Source organism: Streptomyces sp. NPDC087845, from assembly GCF_044742755.1.
In the GTDB taxonomy this organism is placed as follows: Bacteria; Actinomycetota; Actinomycetes; order Streptomycetales; family Streptomycetaceae; genus Streptomyces.
Genome location: NZ_JBIUVC010000021.1, coordinates 75,388 through 88,577 on the forward strand (window position 1 = coordinate 75,388; position 13,190 = coordinate 88,577).

Genomic DNA, 13,190 nt, shown 5'->3' on the forward strand with positions numbered 1-13,190 from the left:
GCGAGGTCAGTCCGTCGTCAGCAGATGCCGGTAGCTGTCCGGATGCTCCCGCAGATAGGTGGCGAGGTTCGTCGCCGGATGCCCGGTGAGGTTCGGTACGGCGTCGGAGACCGTGGACATCTCGCCGGTGGCGATGGCCTCGTACGACGTCACCCAGCCGGCCACCTCCCAGTCCTCCGCGCCGTAGTGCGCCCGTGAGGCGTAGGCCTCCTCGCGGGTCTCCGGTACGTAGGTGATGGTCCGTCCGGCGGCCCTGCCGAGCTCCTCGGCCGCTTCGGCGAGGGTGAACGCCTCGGGGCCCGTGAGGTCGTAGGTGACCCCGTCGTGGCGTGTGCCGTCGGGCTCGGTGTCGGCCAGCAGCACGGCGGTCGCGGCGTCCGCGATGTCGTCGTGGGCCACCGCCGCCACCCGGCCGTCGCCGCCCGGACCGCGCAGCACCCCGTCGGCGCCGGTCATCGCCGGGATCGCGGCGATGTACAGGCTGTCGCGCAGGAAGGTGTAGCGGACCTCGGCGACCCGGATGTGCGCCTCGGTGTGCCAGTGGTCCCGGGCGAAGGTGAACGTGGCTTCCGGTGCGGCTCCGAGGAAGGAGACGTACACGATCCGTTCGACGCCCGCGGCGACCGCCGCGTCCACGGCCGTCGTGTGCTCGCGCACCCGGTCGGCGCTCTCGTGCGCCGAGACGAGGAAGAGGGTGTGCGCCCCGGCGAGCGCGCGGCGCATGGCCTCCCCGTCGCCGTAGGGAGCGGGCGGCGCGGCGACGGCGCCGGGCAGTTCCGGCAGCCGGGACGGGTCGCGGCCGAGGAGCCGCACGGGCACTCCGGCGCGCGCGAGTCGCCGGGCGACACGGCCGCCGACCGCGCCGCCGGCGCCGGTGACGGCGACGATCGGGGCACCCGGGCCCACGGGGTCTGTGTGGTCTGTTGGGCCTGTGTGGTCTGTGGGAGGTGCGGGGTTCATGTGGGGTCGCCTTCCTTGCGCGGCCAGGGGCGCACCTCCACGACCGCGTCCACCGGGACGGGTCCGTAGATGTGCGGGAACTCCTCGCCGCCGGTCTCGACGGACTCGTACCGTACGGGTGCCGGGAGCCGGGCAGGATCGATGACGAGGACCACCAGGTCCTGGTCACCCGCCCCGGCCCGGCTGCCGGCGCCGTACACCCTCTCGGCCACGCCGTCGAGCTGGTGCGGCAGCGAGCAGTGGATGAAGCCCTCTTCGTGCAGGGTGCGGCCGCGGGTGGACATCTCGTACGTCCCGATCCCGCGGGCCGCCTCCCACAAGGGGCCTTCGGTGAGGTGCAGCAGCAGTTCGGCCATGGGCCAAAGCTAGCTGCGTCGACGCGTCCTGCGGGCCATCAGCGTGGCCGCCGATCCGGCGACGAGCAGAACTGCGGCAATACCACCGAGAATCCATTCACCTCCGTTGGAACCCGTGTTCGGGAGCGAGCCCCCCTGGCCGGAGTGGTCCGGCCACTCGGGGCCGGGGTGGTGCGGCCAGGAGTGGCTCGGGGTGGGTTTCGGTCCGGGTGCCGTGTGCGAGGGGGTCGGGGCGGGGGTTTTCGTCTCCGACGGGGTCGGGGTGGGCGACTCCGTCTCCGACTGGGTCGGCGTGGGCGTGGGCGACTCCGTGGGCGTGGGCGACGGCTCCTCGCCGCAGGCCGGCAGGTCTCCGTCGAAGGGATAGGCGTGCAGTTCCTGGCCGCCCGACTGCCCCTCGGAGGTATGGGTCAGCGAACCGGCGGTGTAGAAGCGGCCGTTGGTGCCGCTCATCGCGAGCGTCGTCGTGCTCGACCGGTTGCCGGCCAGCACGCTGCCCTGGAACTGGCCGGTGCCCTTCAGACCGATCTCGGTGGCGTCCGGGAAGTTCCACATCAGGCGTTCACGGAGCCCGGCCTGGGGCAGCGAGCCCATCAGCGTGCTGATGGTGCGGCTGCTGCCGTAGACGTTGACCAGCACGGTCGCGCCGTCCGGAATGCCGTCGAACGTGATGCCCTGCTGGCCGCCCTGGGCGGTCGTCACATCGGCGTCCAGGGCGAAGACCTGGATCGCGGAGCTGCCGTCACCGGCGAAGACGGTCTCAAAGCCGTTGTTCCGCACGGTTCCCGTGGCGGGGCGGCGGTGGTCCTTGCCGTCGTCGTACGCGTAGCAGTGGCTGGCCACGGTCAGCCGGTCGCGCAGCGCGGTGTACGGCGTCGTGGCGTCGGGATCCTCGACCGCAACCGGGATCACCGTCCCGCTGAGGTTCTGCGCGTACTTCACCACACCGTGGTTCAGGCCCTCTTCGGCGAGCAGCCGCTGTCCGCTCGCGACGGTCAGATCGCCGCCCACGGTCAGGTGGTCGGAGCCGTTGGGCGGCGGTACCCGGGAACCCACGCCCGCGACACCGACGTTGTAGATCTGCGAGGCGCCCTCGCGCTTGTCCATGTCGAACTCTCCGAGGGTGACGGTCTTCCCCTCGGCCTCGGCGGCGGCCTCCCGGACCAGGAAGTCACCGCCCACGAAGATATTGATGTTGCTGTCGTGATGGGTGACGGGCCCGTTGCCCGGGTCGGGCCATGTCGTCGGGCAGTCGCTGCCCAGACACGGGCCGAGCCCGCCGGGCAGCGGGTCGGCGACAGCGGTGGACGCGAGCGTGCCCACCATTGCCGCAGCCGCCGCCACGGCCACCGCCGCCCGGATACCTTTGCCGCATCTACGCGCACATGTTGCCATAAAAGGAAATATGCAGGTTTGGTGAACAAATGACCGGAATGCCACGCCGTTGGGCGACCTTCCGCCCGGATACCCCGATCACGGCGGTGCGCGATGACAGCCGTGCCCGATCACGGCGGTGACCGATCACGGCGGTGCCTGACGGCGGCGGTGCCCGATCCCGCGTCGGGGCACGTCCTGCGCGCGGGTCCGTGAGCGCGGGTGCGCGCGAGCGCGCGTCAGGCCGGATGCGCCAGCAGTGCGGCCTCCACTCGCGGGTCCAGACCGACCGCGGGCCGGTCCGGCCGCTGCGGGGCCGCGCCGTCCAGTCCTTCCAGCCACTTCCAGGTGTCGGCGACCGTCTCCTCGACCGGCCGGCAGCGCAGACCGGCCGCGTGCGCCTTGCGGACATCGCCCCGGTACAGGGTGTCGTGCAGCTCACCCGGCGGCAGCCAGACCGGTAGATCGCTCCAGGGCTCCACACCCGCCGCGAGGATGGTCTCCGCGGGGATCCAGCGGAGCTCCGCACCGGAGCCGGTGGCACGTACGCAGGCTTCCAGCAACTGCCCCATGGTGGCGTGGCCGGGGTGGCTGACCAGGTTGTACGGCCCGTGCAGACCTTCGCGGCCCGCGTCCAGGAGCCAGTTCGCGAGGTCGCGGGCGTCGATGTACTGGAGCATCAGGTCCGGTGTGCCCGGCGCCAGTACCGGGCCGCCGCGGGCGATCCGCAGCAGCCACCAGGGCAGCCTGCCGATGTTCTCCCAGGGGCCCAGGATCAGTCCCGCACGGGCCAGCAGGGCCCGGTCGCCGAAGGCGTCGAGTGCGGCCAGTTCGCCGCCGCGCTTGGCGAGGGGGTACGGGACGTCGCCACCGGCGTCGGGCGAGGCACCCGCCACCAGCGGACCGTCCTCGGGCAGACCGGCCGGAGCCGGCTGGTCGTAGACGGACCGGCTGGAGACGTACACGTACCGCCCGGCCCGGTCGGCCAGCAGACGGGCGGCGTCCCGTACGGCCGAGGGGGCGCCGCTCCAGGTGTCGACGACCAGGTCCCAGGTCCGCGCCCCCGCGCGGCCTCCGGCGGCCGCGGCCAGCGTGGCGAGGCCGTCGCCGGTGGTGCGGTCGCCGAGGAGTTCCGTCACGCCCGGAGGGGGTGCGTGACGGCCCCGGTGGAACACGGTGACCTCCCAGCCGCGCGCGAGCGCCGCCTCGGTGACCGCGCGACCGACGAATTCCGTACCGCCCAGCATCAGAAGTCTCATGACACCGACTCTGCCCGCCGGACGGCCGGGCGGACACCGCTCCTCGCTCTCGGCGCAATCGGGTACCGCCCCTTCACGGTGTACGGGCGAGCGGGCTGCGGTTGCGCAGCAGCCACTGGTGGTACCCGGACGCCCGCTGGGCCGCCTCCCGGTAGGCGGCCTCCAGTTCCCCGTACACCGTCGCCATGTCGGCGCCCGGCCGGGACACCAGCAGCAGCCGTACGGCGAGGGGGTCGTCGCGCAGCGGCCGGATCGCCATGTCGTCGCGCGGCCCGGAAGTGGGCTGGCAGGGGGCGACCGCCTCGCCGAGCACGACGAGGGACGCGGCGGTGAGGTAGTCGCCGTGCAGGACGGTCGGTGCGAGCCCGGCCTCGCCGAACACCCGGCGCAGCCCGTCCCATTCGCCGTCCACCGTGGGGTCGACCATCCACCGGTCGGCGGCCAGGTCCTCGAGGTCGACCACCGGCCGGGCGGCGGCCGGATGGTCCCGGGCCATGGAGATGAACTGCGGTTCACGGTCCAGGAGTACGCGCTGCGCCAGGCCCTCCGGGACGGCCAGCGGACAGCCCTCGACCTCGTGCACGAAGGCGACGTCGAGCCCGCCCGCCTCGACCGTACGCAGCAGCGCGCGGGCCGACACGTCGACCCGCAGCGAGATGTCCGTGTCCGGCAGCCGGAGCCGCAGCCTGCGCAGCCAGCCGCCGATGACCCGGCTGGCGGTGGAACCGATGCGCAGCCGGGGGCCGGAGGCGCGGACCGCGTCGGCCTCCGCCTTCGCGTCGCTGACCAGGGCGGCCATGCCGTCGACCAGGGGGCGGGCCCGGCCGAGGACGGCGCGGCCGAGCAACGTCGGTCGGCAGCCGGTCCGTTCGCGGCAGAACAATTCGGCACCCAGGGCGTTCTCGATCCGCCGCAGCTGGGTGGTCAGGGAGGGCTGGCTCACGCCCAGCCTGCGGGCGGCTCGGTGCAGGCTGCCTGTGTCGGCGATGGCGCACAGCGCCCTGAGGTGCCTCACCTCAAGCTCCATGCCGTCGAGCGTAGGACGGCGCAAGGCCGTCGCACCAGACGTCACAATCCCATCAAAGTCCGTTAATTCACCGGGAGTTGGTGCAGACGCCGAGCACCGTACCGGGGGCGGCGATAGGGCGGTGCTATCGCCGGTTGACATCATCCGCCGCGGCTTCCACTCCCCGACACTCTCTCCGTACCGCACCCCGTCCGAGTCCGATGACCGGACGGGTTCATCGGACAGGCAATCGGTAGGAGAACCCCCCATGAGACACCCCAGGACCGTCATGTCGGCCGTGATCGGCCTCGGCTTCGGACTCGCGGCCGCGCTGGGCACCGCACCCGCCATCGCCTCCTCGCCCGCACCCGCCGCAGCACCCGCACCCGTGGCCGCCCAGGCGGGCTACACGTCCCACTCCGGTTCGCACGAGAGCGCCGCCGCCAACAAGGCGTTCTTCGAGGCGGTCGCCAAGTCCGTCGCCGAAAAGCGGGCGGCGAACCCCGGCGCCCAGTCGGTCACCATCGTCTACAGCACCGCCAACGCACCGAGCTTCCGCACCCAGATAGCCAACAGCGCGCAGATCTGGAACGGCTCGGTCTCCAACGTCCGGCTGCAGGAAGGCTCGAACGCCGACTTCACCTACTACGAGGGCAACGACCCGAGCGGGTCGTACGCCAGCACCGACGGGCACGGCAACGGGTACATCTTCCTCGACTACGCGCAGAACCAGCAGTACGACTCGACCCGCGTCACCGCTCACGAGACGGGTCACGTGCTCGGCCTTCCGGACCACTACTCCGGTCCGTGCAGCGAGCTGATGTCCGGGGGCGGCCCCGGCCCGTCGTGCACCAACCGGTATCCCAACGCGAGCGAGCGCAGCCAGGTGAACTACCTGTGGCAGAACGGCTTCGCGGCCGCGCTCGCACGCAGCGCCTCCTGACCGCGGCCTCCCTGCTCAGCGGCAACGGGGCCACCTCGTAGGACGGGGTGGCCCCCTCGGCGTCCCCGGCCGGCGAGGGCGTCGGCGATCCCGGCCCCGGGCGCCGCGCCGGGGCCGGGAGGCCGGCAGGTGAACGCGCGCCCGGGCCGGGAGGCCGCCGGATCCGGCGGCCGGACGAGGCGCCGCGCCGGGGCCGGGACGGCCCGCGCCGGCCTACGAGCTGCCCAGCGCGGTCCGGACGAGGGCCAGCAGCTCCTCCTCCGTCATCCCCAACTCGCGTGCGTCGGCGACCACTTCGCGTACGCGTTCCAGCAGTCGGGCCCGGTGCGGGGACGCGCCGCCGGTGACGGCCGCGCCGCGCCCCCGGCGGAGTTCGATCAGTCCCTCCTCGCGGAGCTGCTGGTATCCGCGCAGCACCGTGTGGACGTTGACCCCCAGGGACTCGGCGAGCACCCGGGCGGCGGGCAGCCGCTCGCCCGGCGCCACCGTCCCTTCGGCGACGGCGCGGCGTACGGACGCCGCGATCTGATCGCCGAGCGGCACGGTGGAGGTGGGATCGACCCGGAAGAGCATGGTCAGTGCCCCGCCCGTCGCCGGTCGATCAGGGTGTTGAGGAGTGCGGCCCCGGTCGCCGAGTCGTCGACCGTCACCGCGAAGTCCCGGCCGCCGACCAGTGTCGCCACGATTCCCTCGCCGGGACGGATCATGACACCGCTCCGTCCCGGGCGGATGCGGTAGCCCCAGCCCCCGTACTCCGCGATCGGGTTGATGTCCCGGCTGGTCGCCGTCTCGATCCGGTCCAGCGGCACCCTGAGGCGCGGCCAGGGCAGCATGCCCGAGATGGTGATGCCGCGCCGGTCCACCACCACGTACGGCCGCGCGAAGCCGGCCATCAGCACGCCGAGGAGCAGCAGCGGAATCGCGGCCGCCCAGCCCGCGACGAACAGCAGCACCACCCCTCCGGCCATGCACGAGAGCGCGATCAGCGGCAGCCACCAACTCCCGGCACTGCGCGCCCATCCGGCGACCTCCCCGTCGGCGAGCGTGATCCGCGCACCGTCTCCGGCACTCAGGGGCGCGGCCGGCTCCTCCGGTACGGGGGCGAGCGCGGCCAGCACCAGCCCGAGCCCTCCGGCGAGTGCGGCGACCCCCAGGGCGACGGCGAGCTGCCACACGGGCATCGACACGTCCTGGGCGTCCCCCCGCGCATTCTCGCCGGCGTCCACGTTGGCGAGCAGTACGGCGGCCATCACCCAGCCGAGGAACCCGGCGAAGGCGTAACCACCGGCCACCAGCCGGCGGTAGGCCCGCCCGTAGAACTTCCCCCGCACCACCATGAGGGTCCACAGCACACCGGTCACGACGAACAACAGGACGTCGGCCACGGCGTGCCCCCTCGGGCCCGTGTGCCCGTTCGCCCGGCCGTCGGCCCCGAAATGGCTGGCCAGCCGGTCCGGAAGCCGGTCGCGGAAGGCCGCCAGCAGGGCCAGATCCATGACGAGCGCGAGCAGGAACGGCAGGGCGACAAGGGTGGCCCTGCCCAGGTTCTTACGCTTCATGAAAACCTCCATTGTTCGCATGTTAGTAGAACAATGAAGACGTGGCAAAGCCCTGACGGCACGCCGCTGCCCCGGCCGGGCTTCGGCGGCATGCCGATTCCCGGCCGGGGCAGCGGCCGCACGTCGTCGCGGCGCGGCACCGACGACGAACGTGGCCGGCCGACAGACCGCCTTACGGCTGACGGGCTGACGGGCTGACGGGCTGACGGGCTGACGGGCTGACGGGCTGACGGGCTGACGGGCTGACCGACAACGGAACGGTCGGGCAGGGAGGTTCAGGCCAGTTCCAGCGGGAACGCACCTCGATGTCCCGTACCGGCGCCCCGGTCCGGGCGGGGTTCGTACTCGCGGCAGCTCCAGACCTCCTGGACGAATCCGGTACGCCGGTCCCACAGGTCCAGGAGGTCGCCCTCGCCGGCCGCCCCGCGGTAGGCGTCCTTGGCCCCCCGGAAGCAGGCCAGGCCGCCGGAGAGGCCACGGCGGGGAGCCGGGAAGTAGTCCGAGAAGGCACAGGCGATGCAGGTCTGGAGACGCACTCCGGGCGGCAGGACGCGCTGGATCGTGGCGAGCGCGGACGCGAAGTCGGTCTCGGCGCGGTGGGATCCGTACGCGGCCCCGCCGAACTGCAGCTCCAGATAAAGATACGGATCGGGGCGGCGCAGCGACAACAGGCAGCTGAGCGTGGCCTGATGAACGGCTCCGTCCCAGACGACCGGGAGCGGCAGGTCCCACTCCAGGACGCAGTCGCCCAACACGCCGTCCACCAGGGCGAACAGGCCGTCGGCCGGTGGTGTGCCGGCCACCGGGGCGAGGCCGTCGAAGCTTTCGCCCTCGAAGTCGGTGCCCCTGATCCGGAGGCGGAGTTGCTGTCCGTCGGTGGTGAGGATGACGGCGTCGGAACCCTGTCGGTCCCGGTACCACCCTGCCCATGACTCATCTGTCATGGGCAGGGACTGTAGCCCGTGCCCATGACAGCCGCTCTGTCGCCCTCCTTTTCGCCTCATGGGCCCTGTGACCTCGGCACCTTGCGCTGTCCTCCCCGCTCCGTCGCGCTTTCTCCGTTCGTCTCCCTCCGCCCCTTCACCGTCCTCGGCGCTCCCGGTTCCCGGCACCCAGCACCCGGTTCCCCTGTCCGCGCCCCTCCGGTGCCGCTGCCCCTACCGCGGTCCCCCTCTGGGCTCAGTGCGTACGGCGCGTGACGAACTCCGCAAGGGTCAGGAGGTCGCCCGCCGCGGCCAGGTCGGGGATCGCCCGCGACAGGTGGTGGACGGCGCGTGACATCCGGTCCGCCGCGCCGATCTGCGCCCAGTCCCGGCCGCCGGCCCGGTCGACGGCGTCGGTGGCGCGGCTCACCTCACCGGGGGTGTTCATCGGTCCCCGGTAGAGCGCGGCGAGTTCGGACGCCGCCGGGGTGCCGGAGGTCAGTGCGGCGACCACGGGCAGGGACTTCTTGTGGGCGACGAGATCCGCCCCGACCGGCTTCCCGGTCTGCGCCGGATCCCCCCAGATGCCGATCAGATCGTCGATGAGCTGGAAGGCGAGGCCCGCCTCCCGGCCGAATCCGTCCATCGCGCCGACCACCCGCTCCCCCGCACCGGCGTACAGCGCCCCGAGCGCGCAGGCGCAGCCGAGCAGGGCGCCCGTTTTGGCGGTGGCCATGGTCAGGCACTCGTCCAGCGAGACCTCGCCCGGATCGCGGTCCTCGAAGGCGCAGTCGGCCTGCTGGCCCGCGCAGAGCTCGATGACACAGGTCGAGAGCCGTGCCGAAGCGCGGGCCGAGGCCGGGCCGCTGTCCTCGGCCAGCAGGCGCTGGGCGAGGGCGAGCATGGCGTCGCCGGCGATGACCGCGTCGGGGATGCCGAAGACCGCCCAGGCCGTGGGCCGGTGCCGACGGGTCCGGTCCTCGTCGATGACGTCGTCGTGCAGCAGGGTGAAGTTGTGGACCAGCTCCACGGCGACGGCCGCCCGTACCGCCCGTTGCGGGTCGCCGCCCAGGGCTCGGGCGGCGGCGAGAACGAGGGCGGGCCTGATCGCCTTGCCCGCCTGTCCGGACACTGGTGTGCCGTCGGCCTGCTGCCAGCCGAAGTGGTACATCGCGACGCGGCGGATCGATCCGGGCAAGGAGTCGACGGCGGCGCGCAGTTCGGGGTCGACGAGGGTCCGGGTCTGCTCCAGGAGGGCCGGGGCCTCTTGAGCCGGGGGCATGAGCGCGGCCGGGTCGTCGCTCCCGGGCGCGCGGGGTGTGGGTGGTTGGAGTGCGTGCTGAGTCTTCACTGGGACGTCCTCCCGGGGCCGCCCCGGACACGGCTGCCCGGTGGCGGGGGTTGGCGGGGGCCCGGACCCTGCCGTCCGGGCCCCCGAGCGGCTACCGCCAGCGGCTGACCTCGACGTTTTCCAGTACGCCCAGGGCGTCCGGTACGAGGATGGCCGCGGAGTAGTAGGCCGTCACCAGGTAGGAGATGATCGCCTGTTCGTCGATGCCCATGAAACGCACCGACAGACTGGGCTCGATCTCGTCGGGGATGCCGGTCTGCTGGAGTCCGACGACGCCCTGCTCGGCCTCGCCCGTCCTCATGCAGATGATCGACGTGGTCCGGGCGTCGGTGACGGGGATCTTGTTGGACGGGAAGATCGGTACGCCCCGCCAGGCCGGCACGTGGTGCCCGCCGACGTCCACGCTCTCCGGCACCAGACCGCGCTTGTTGCATTCGCGACCGAACGCGGCGATGGCCCGCGGGTGGGCGAGGAAGAGCTTGGAGCCCCGGCGGCGGGAGAGCAGTTCGTCCATGTCGTCGGGGCTGGGCACACCGTCGTGCGGCTGGAGGCGCTGCCCGTAGTCGCAGTTGTTGAGCAGGCCGAACTCCCGGTTGTTGATCAGCTCGTGCTCCTGGCGCTCGCGCAGCGCCTCGACCGTGAGCCGCAACTGCTGCTCGGTCTGGTTCATCGGCTGGTTGTAGAGGTCGGCGACCCTGCTGTGGACCTTCAGCACGGTCTGGGCGACGCTCAGTTCGTACTCGCGCGGCGCCGCCTCGTAGTCGACGTACGTGTGCGGAACGACGGCTTCGCCGACATGACCGGCGGAGAGGTCGATCTCCGCCTCGCCGTACTTGTTGGTGCGCTGCTGCGGGACGTTGAGCAGCCCGGCGAGGTGGAGGCGGAGCGAATCCGCACGCTCGGCGAGGTTCAGCACATCGGCCCGGCTCAGCGTCAGCACCGTGCAGGCCGTGACGGCGCGGGCCGTGTACTCCCAGACCGCGTCGCCGTCGATCAGGGCGTGGTCGCCGAAGTAGGCCCCGTCGGCGTGGACCCCGAGCACCGTCTCGTCCCCGTAGGGGCCGGTGCCGACCTTCTCGACCTTGCCGTGCGCCAGCAGGAAGACGCGGTCCGCCGCGTCCCCGGTGGAGGCCAGCAACTGGCCGGCCGCGATGTCGCGCTGCTCGCACCGCCGGGCCAGCTCACCGAGCACCTCCTCGTCGCCGAACTCCCGCAGGGCGGGGAGCTCTCCGAGCTCGGCGGGGATGACCGAGACACGGTCGCCGGTCTGCACGAAGGTCACCCGGCCGTCCCCCACCGAGTAGCTCAGCCTGCGGTTCACCCGGTACGTGCCGCCCTGCACCTGCACCCATGGCAGCATCTTCAGCAGCCACCGTGAGGTGATTTCCTGCATCTGCGGAGCGGACTTGGTGGTCGTCGCGAGGTTCCGCGCCGCTGCCGTGCCCAGACTCTGCTGCGGCGGCACCGGTGCGTTCTGAACCTCTTCACCAACGGACATCTGACGCCCTCTCGATCATTCATTGGTTGACCTGTGCGAAGAAGCCTTTCAGCACGGAGAGTCGGCGCACCATTACACAAATGAGTGTGATTAATCGGGCTTTGGGCTGGGCACAACGCTCGGCAATGTCCACGGGTGCCATTAAGTTGCATCTTTGATGCAACTTATCTAACGTGACCACCATGCGGCTGACGAGATTCACCGACGTGGCGCTGCGCGTACTGATGCGCCTCGCCGTCGTGGAGAACGAGGACCCGCCGACCACCCGGGAGGTGGCGGCGACCATGCAGGTGCCGTACACCCACACCGCGAAGGTGGTCGCCAAGCTCCAGCACCTCGGCCTCATCGAGGCACGCCGGGGCCGCGGCGGCGGGCTCAGCCTCACCGGAGCGGGCCGGTCCGCCTCGATCGGCGGACTCGTCCGGGAGCTGGAGGGGTCCGGCGACGTCGTCGAGTGCGAGGGCGCCACCCCCTGCCCCCTTCGCTCGGCCTGCCGGTTGCGCGGCGCCCTGCGCCGGGCGGAGGAGTCCTTCTACGCGACGCTCGACCCGATCACGGTCGCCGAACTCGTCACCTCCCCCACCGGACCGCTGCTGATCGGCATCAGCAGCGGCCGCCCGGCCCTCGACTGAGGCCGGACCGCCCCCGCCCCCCCTCCACACCCGCACCACCGTTCGCACCGCACCACGGGTGCCCTCACCCGGTTTCACGCCGCCCAAAAATATGAATCTCAGATTCCAATTCAAGAGTCAGGAGTCACCGATGCTCTCCGAGTCGTCGACCGCCACCGTCCGTGCCACCCTCCCCGCCGTGGGAGCGGCCATCGGAGACATCGCCGATCTCTTCTACCGCAAGCTCTTCGACGCCCACCCCGAGCTGCTGCGCGACCTCTTCAACCGCGGCAACCAGGCATCCGGCGCCCAGCGCCAGGCCCTCGCGGGCTCCATCGCCGCCTTCGCGACCCAGCTGGTCGAGCACCCGGACACCCGCCCCGACCTGATGCTCGGCCGGATCGCCCACAAGCACGCCTCCCTCGGCGTCACCGCCGCGCAGTACGACATCGTGCACACCCATCTGTTCGCCGCCATCGCCGAAGTGCTCGGCGACGCGGTCACCCCGGAGGTCGCCGCCGCCTGGGACGAGGTCTACTGGCTGATGGCCGGCGCCCTGATCTCGATCGAGGAGCGGCTGTACGCACAGCAGGGCGTCGTCGCGGGCGACGTGTGGCGCGAGTGGGAGGTGGCCGCCCGGATCGAGGAGACGGCCGATGTCGCCACCTTCCAGCTCCGCCCGGCAGACGACGCGCCCGCCCCCGCCTTCCGCCCCGGCCAGTACGTCTCCGTGCAGGTGGAACTCCCCGACGGCGCCCGTCAGATACGCCAGTACAGCCTCTCCGGCGCCCCCGGCTCGCCGCTGCGCTCGATCACCGTCAAGCGGGTGCACGGCGGCGGCTCGCCCGACGGCGAGGTCTCCCGCCGTCTGCACACCGAGGTCGGGGCCGGCGACCGGCTGCGGGTCTCCGCCCCGTACGGCGACCTCGTGCTCGACTCCGCCGACGCCCCGCTCCTGCTCGCCTCCGCGGGCATCGGCTGCACCCCGATGCTCTCGATGCTGGAGCACCTCGTGGCGACGGGACACCGCGCCCCGGTCACCGTCGTGCACGGCGACCGCTCCCCCGCCACCCACGCGATGCGCACCGACCACACCCTGCTCACCGGCAAACTCGCCGACGCCACCGCCCACTTCTGGTACGAGGACCCGGAGCCCGGCCACCCCGCCGACCGCACCGGACAGGTCGACCTGAGCGCCCTCGCGGTCGCCCCCGGCACCCACGCCTACCTCTGCGGCCCGCTGCCCTTCATGCGTGCGGTACGTACCCAGCTGCTGGCCAAGGGCGTCCCCGCGGCCGACATCCACTACGAGGTGTTCGGCCCCGACCTGTGGCTCGCGCAGGACTGAGA

The 13,190-nt window shown here is 72.2% G+C and carries 13 protein-coding genes; 3 read left to right on the forward strand and 10 right to left on the reverse strand.

Annotated features, from left to right (window positions below):
• Nucleotides 1–6 precede the first annotated feature (6 nt).
• The 5 genes from ACIOMQ_RS35645 to ACIOMQ_RS35665 form a co-directional block, all read right to left on the reverse strand.
• On the reverse strand, nt 7–906 hold the full coding sequence (locus ACIOMQ_RS35645; protein ID WP_402191922.1) for an NAD(P)H-binding protein: 900 nt from the start codon (nt 904–906) through the stop codon (nt 7–9).
• A 50-nt stretch (nt 907–956) separates the two neighbouring features.
• Nucleotides 957–1,316 carry a DUF952 domain-containing protein gene (locus tag ACIOMQ_RS35650; RefSeq protein ID WP_401753914.1) on the reverse strand — a complete coding sequence of 120 codons (360 nt, stop codon included), beginning with the start codon at nt 1,314–1,316 and terminating at the stop codon, nt 957–959.
• A gap of 9 nt (nt 1,317–1,325) precedes the next feature.
• Entirely contained in the window at nt 1,326–2,642 is a 1,317-nt protein-coding gene (locus ACIOMQ_RS35655) for a choice-of-anchor A family protein (RefSeq protein WP_402191924.1), read from the reverse strand.
• Nucleotides 2,643–2,929: 287 nt separating this feature from the next.
• Entirely contained in the window at nt 2,930–3,937 is a 1,008-nt protein-coding gene (locus ACIOMQ_RS35660) for an NAD-dependent epimerase/dehydratase family protein (protein ID WP_402191940.1), read from the reverse strand.
• Between the two features lie 85 nt (nt 3,938–4,022).
• Nucleotides 4,023–4,976, reverse strand: coding sequence for a LysR family transcriptional regulator (locus tag ACIOMQ_RS35665; protein ID WP_362200757.1), 954 nt, complete (start codon nt 4,974–4,976; stop codon nt 4,023–4,025).
• 247 nt (nt 4,977–5,223) lie between these two features.
• Here ACIOMQ_RS35665 and snpA point away from each other — a divergent pair, with 247 nt between their 5' ends.
• The gene (gene snpA / locus ACIOMQ_RS35670; protein WP_401261131.1) at nt 5,224–5,898 is read left to right on the forward strand and encodes a snapalysin; all 675 of its coding nucleotides are present in this window, start codon (nt 5,224–5,226) and stop codon (nt 5,896–5,898) included.
• Nucleotides 5,899–6,111: 213 nt separating this feature from the next.
• Here snpA and ACIOMQ_RS35675 read toward each other — a convergent pair whose 3' ends face one another.
• The 5 genes from ACIOMQ_RS35675 to ACIOMQ_RS35695 form a co-directional block, all read right to left on the reverse strand.
• Entirely contained in the window at nt 6,112–6,471 is a 360-nt protein-coding gene (locus tag ACIOMQ_RS35675) for a GntR family transcriptional regulator (protein WP_362200751.1), read from the reverse strand.
• Between the two features lie 2 nt (nt 6,472–6,473).
• Complete coding sequence (locus ACIOMQ_RS35680; protein WP_402191926.1) at nt 6,474–7,457, reverse strand: DUF1648 domain-containing protein; 984 nt, start codon at nt 7,455–7,457, stop codon at nt 6,474–6,476.
• A gap of 275 nt (nt 7,458–7,732) precedes the next feature.
• A complete protein-coding gene (locus ACIOMQ_RS35685; protein WP_401261137.1) occupies nt 7,733–8,401 on the reverse strand; it encodes a DUF6304 family protein in 669 nt (222 codons plus the stop codon).
• A 235-nt stretch (nt 8,402–8,636) separates the two neighbouring features.
• Entirely contained in the window at nt 8,637–9,662 is a 1,026-nt protein-coding gene (locus tag ACIOMQ_RS35690; RefSeq protein WP_362200990.1) for a family 2 encapsulin nanocompartment cargo protein polyprenyl transferase, read from the reverse strand.
• A gap of 160 nt (nt 9,663–9,822) precedes the next feature.
• A complete protein-coding gene (locus tag ACIOMQ_RS35695; protein ID WP_362200742.1) occupies nt 9,823–11,229 on the reverse strand; it encodes a family 2B encapsulin nanocompartment shell protein in 1,407 nt (468 codons plus the stop codon).
• A 182-nt stretch (nt 11,230–11,411) separates the two neighbouring features.
• Here ACIOMQ_RS35695 and ACIOMQ_RS35700 point away from each other — a divergent pair, with 182 nt between their 5' ends.
• Both ACIOMQ_RS35700 and ACIOMQ_RS35705 read left to right on the forward strand, forming a co-directional pair.
• A complete protein-coding gene (locus ACIOMQ_RS35700; protein ID WP_401753907.1) occupies nt 11,412–11,861 on the forward strand; it encodes an RrF2 family transcriptional regulator in 450 nt (149 codons plus the stop codon).
• Nucleotides 11,862–11,991: 130 nt separating this feature from the next.
• A complete protein-coding gene (locus ACIOMQ_RS35705; RefSeq protein WP_402191930.1) occupies nt 11,992–13,188 on the forward strand; it encodes a globin domain-containing protein in 1,197 nt (398 codons plus the stop codon).
• Nucleotides 13,189–13,190: the final 2 nt, after the last annotated feature.

Bases quoted from the DNA above. Each gene is read 5' to 3' on its own strand.
- ACIOMQ_RS35660 (WP_402191940.1), bottom strand. From the start codon at position 3,937: ATGCTGGGCGGTACGGAATTCGTCGGTCGCGCGGTCACCGAGGCGGCG.
- ACIOMQ_RS35650 (WP_401753914.1), bottom strand. From the start codon at position 1,316: ATGGCCGAACTGCTGCTGCACCTCACCGAAGGCCCCTTGTGGGAGGCG.
- ACIOMQ_RS35655 (WP_402191924.1), bottom strand. From the start codon at position 2,642: ATGGTGGGCACGCTCGCGTCCACCGCTGTCGCCGACCCGCTGCCCGGC.
- ACIOMQ_RS35690 (WP_362200990.1), bottom strand. From the start codon at position 9,662: ATGCCCCCGGCTCAAGAGGCCCCGGCCCTCCTGGAGCAGACCCGGACC.
- ACIOMQ_RS35705 (WP_402191930.1), top strand. From the start codon at position 11,992: ATGCTCTCCGAGTCGTCGACCGCCACCGTCCGTGCCACCCTCCCCGCC.
- ACIOMQ_RS35700 (WP_401753907.1), top strand. From the start codon at position 11,412: ATGCGGCTGACGAGATTCACCGACGTGGCGCTGCGCGTACTGATGCGC.
- ACIOMQ_RS35680 (WP_402191926.1), bottom strand. From the start codon at position 7,457: ATGAAGCGTAAGAACCTGGGCAGGGCCACCCTTGTCGCCCTGCCGTTC.
- ACIOMQ_RS35665 (WP_362200757.1), bottom strand. From the start codon at position 4,976: ATGGAGCTTGAGGTGAGGCACCTCAGGGCGCTGTGCGCCATCGCCGAC.
- ACIOMQ_RS35685 (WP_401261137.1), bottom strand. From the start codon at position 8,401: ATGACAGATGAGTCATGGGCAGGGTGGTACCGGGACCGACAGGGTTCC.
- ACIOMQ_RS35675 (WP_362200751.1), bottom strand. From the start codon at position 6,471: ATGCTCTTCCGGGTCGATCCCACCTCCACCGTGCCGCTCGGCGATCAG.
- snpA (WP_401261131.1), top strand. From the start codon at position 5,224: ATGAGACACCCCAGGACCGTCATGTCGGCCGTGATCGGCCTCGGCTTC.
- ACIOMQ_RS35695 (WP_362200742.1), bottom strand. From the start codon at position 11,229: ATGTCCGTTGGTGAAGAGGTTCAGAACGCACCGGTGCCGCCGCAGCAG.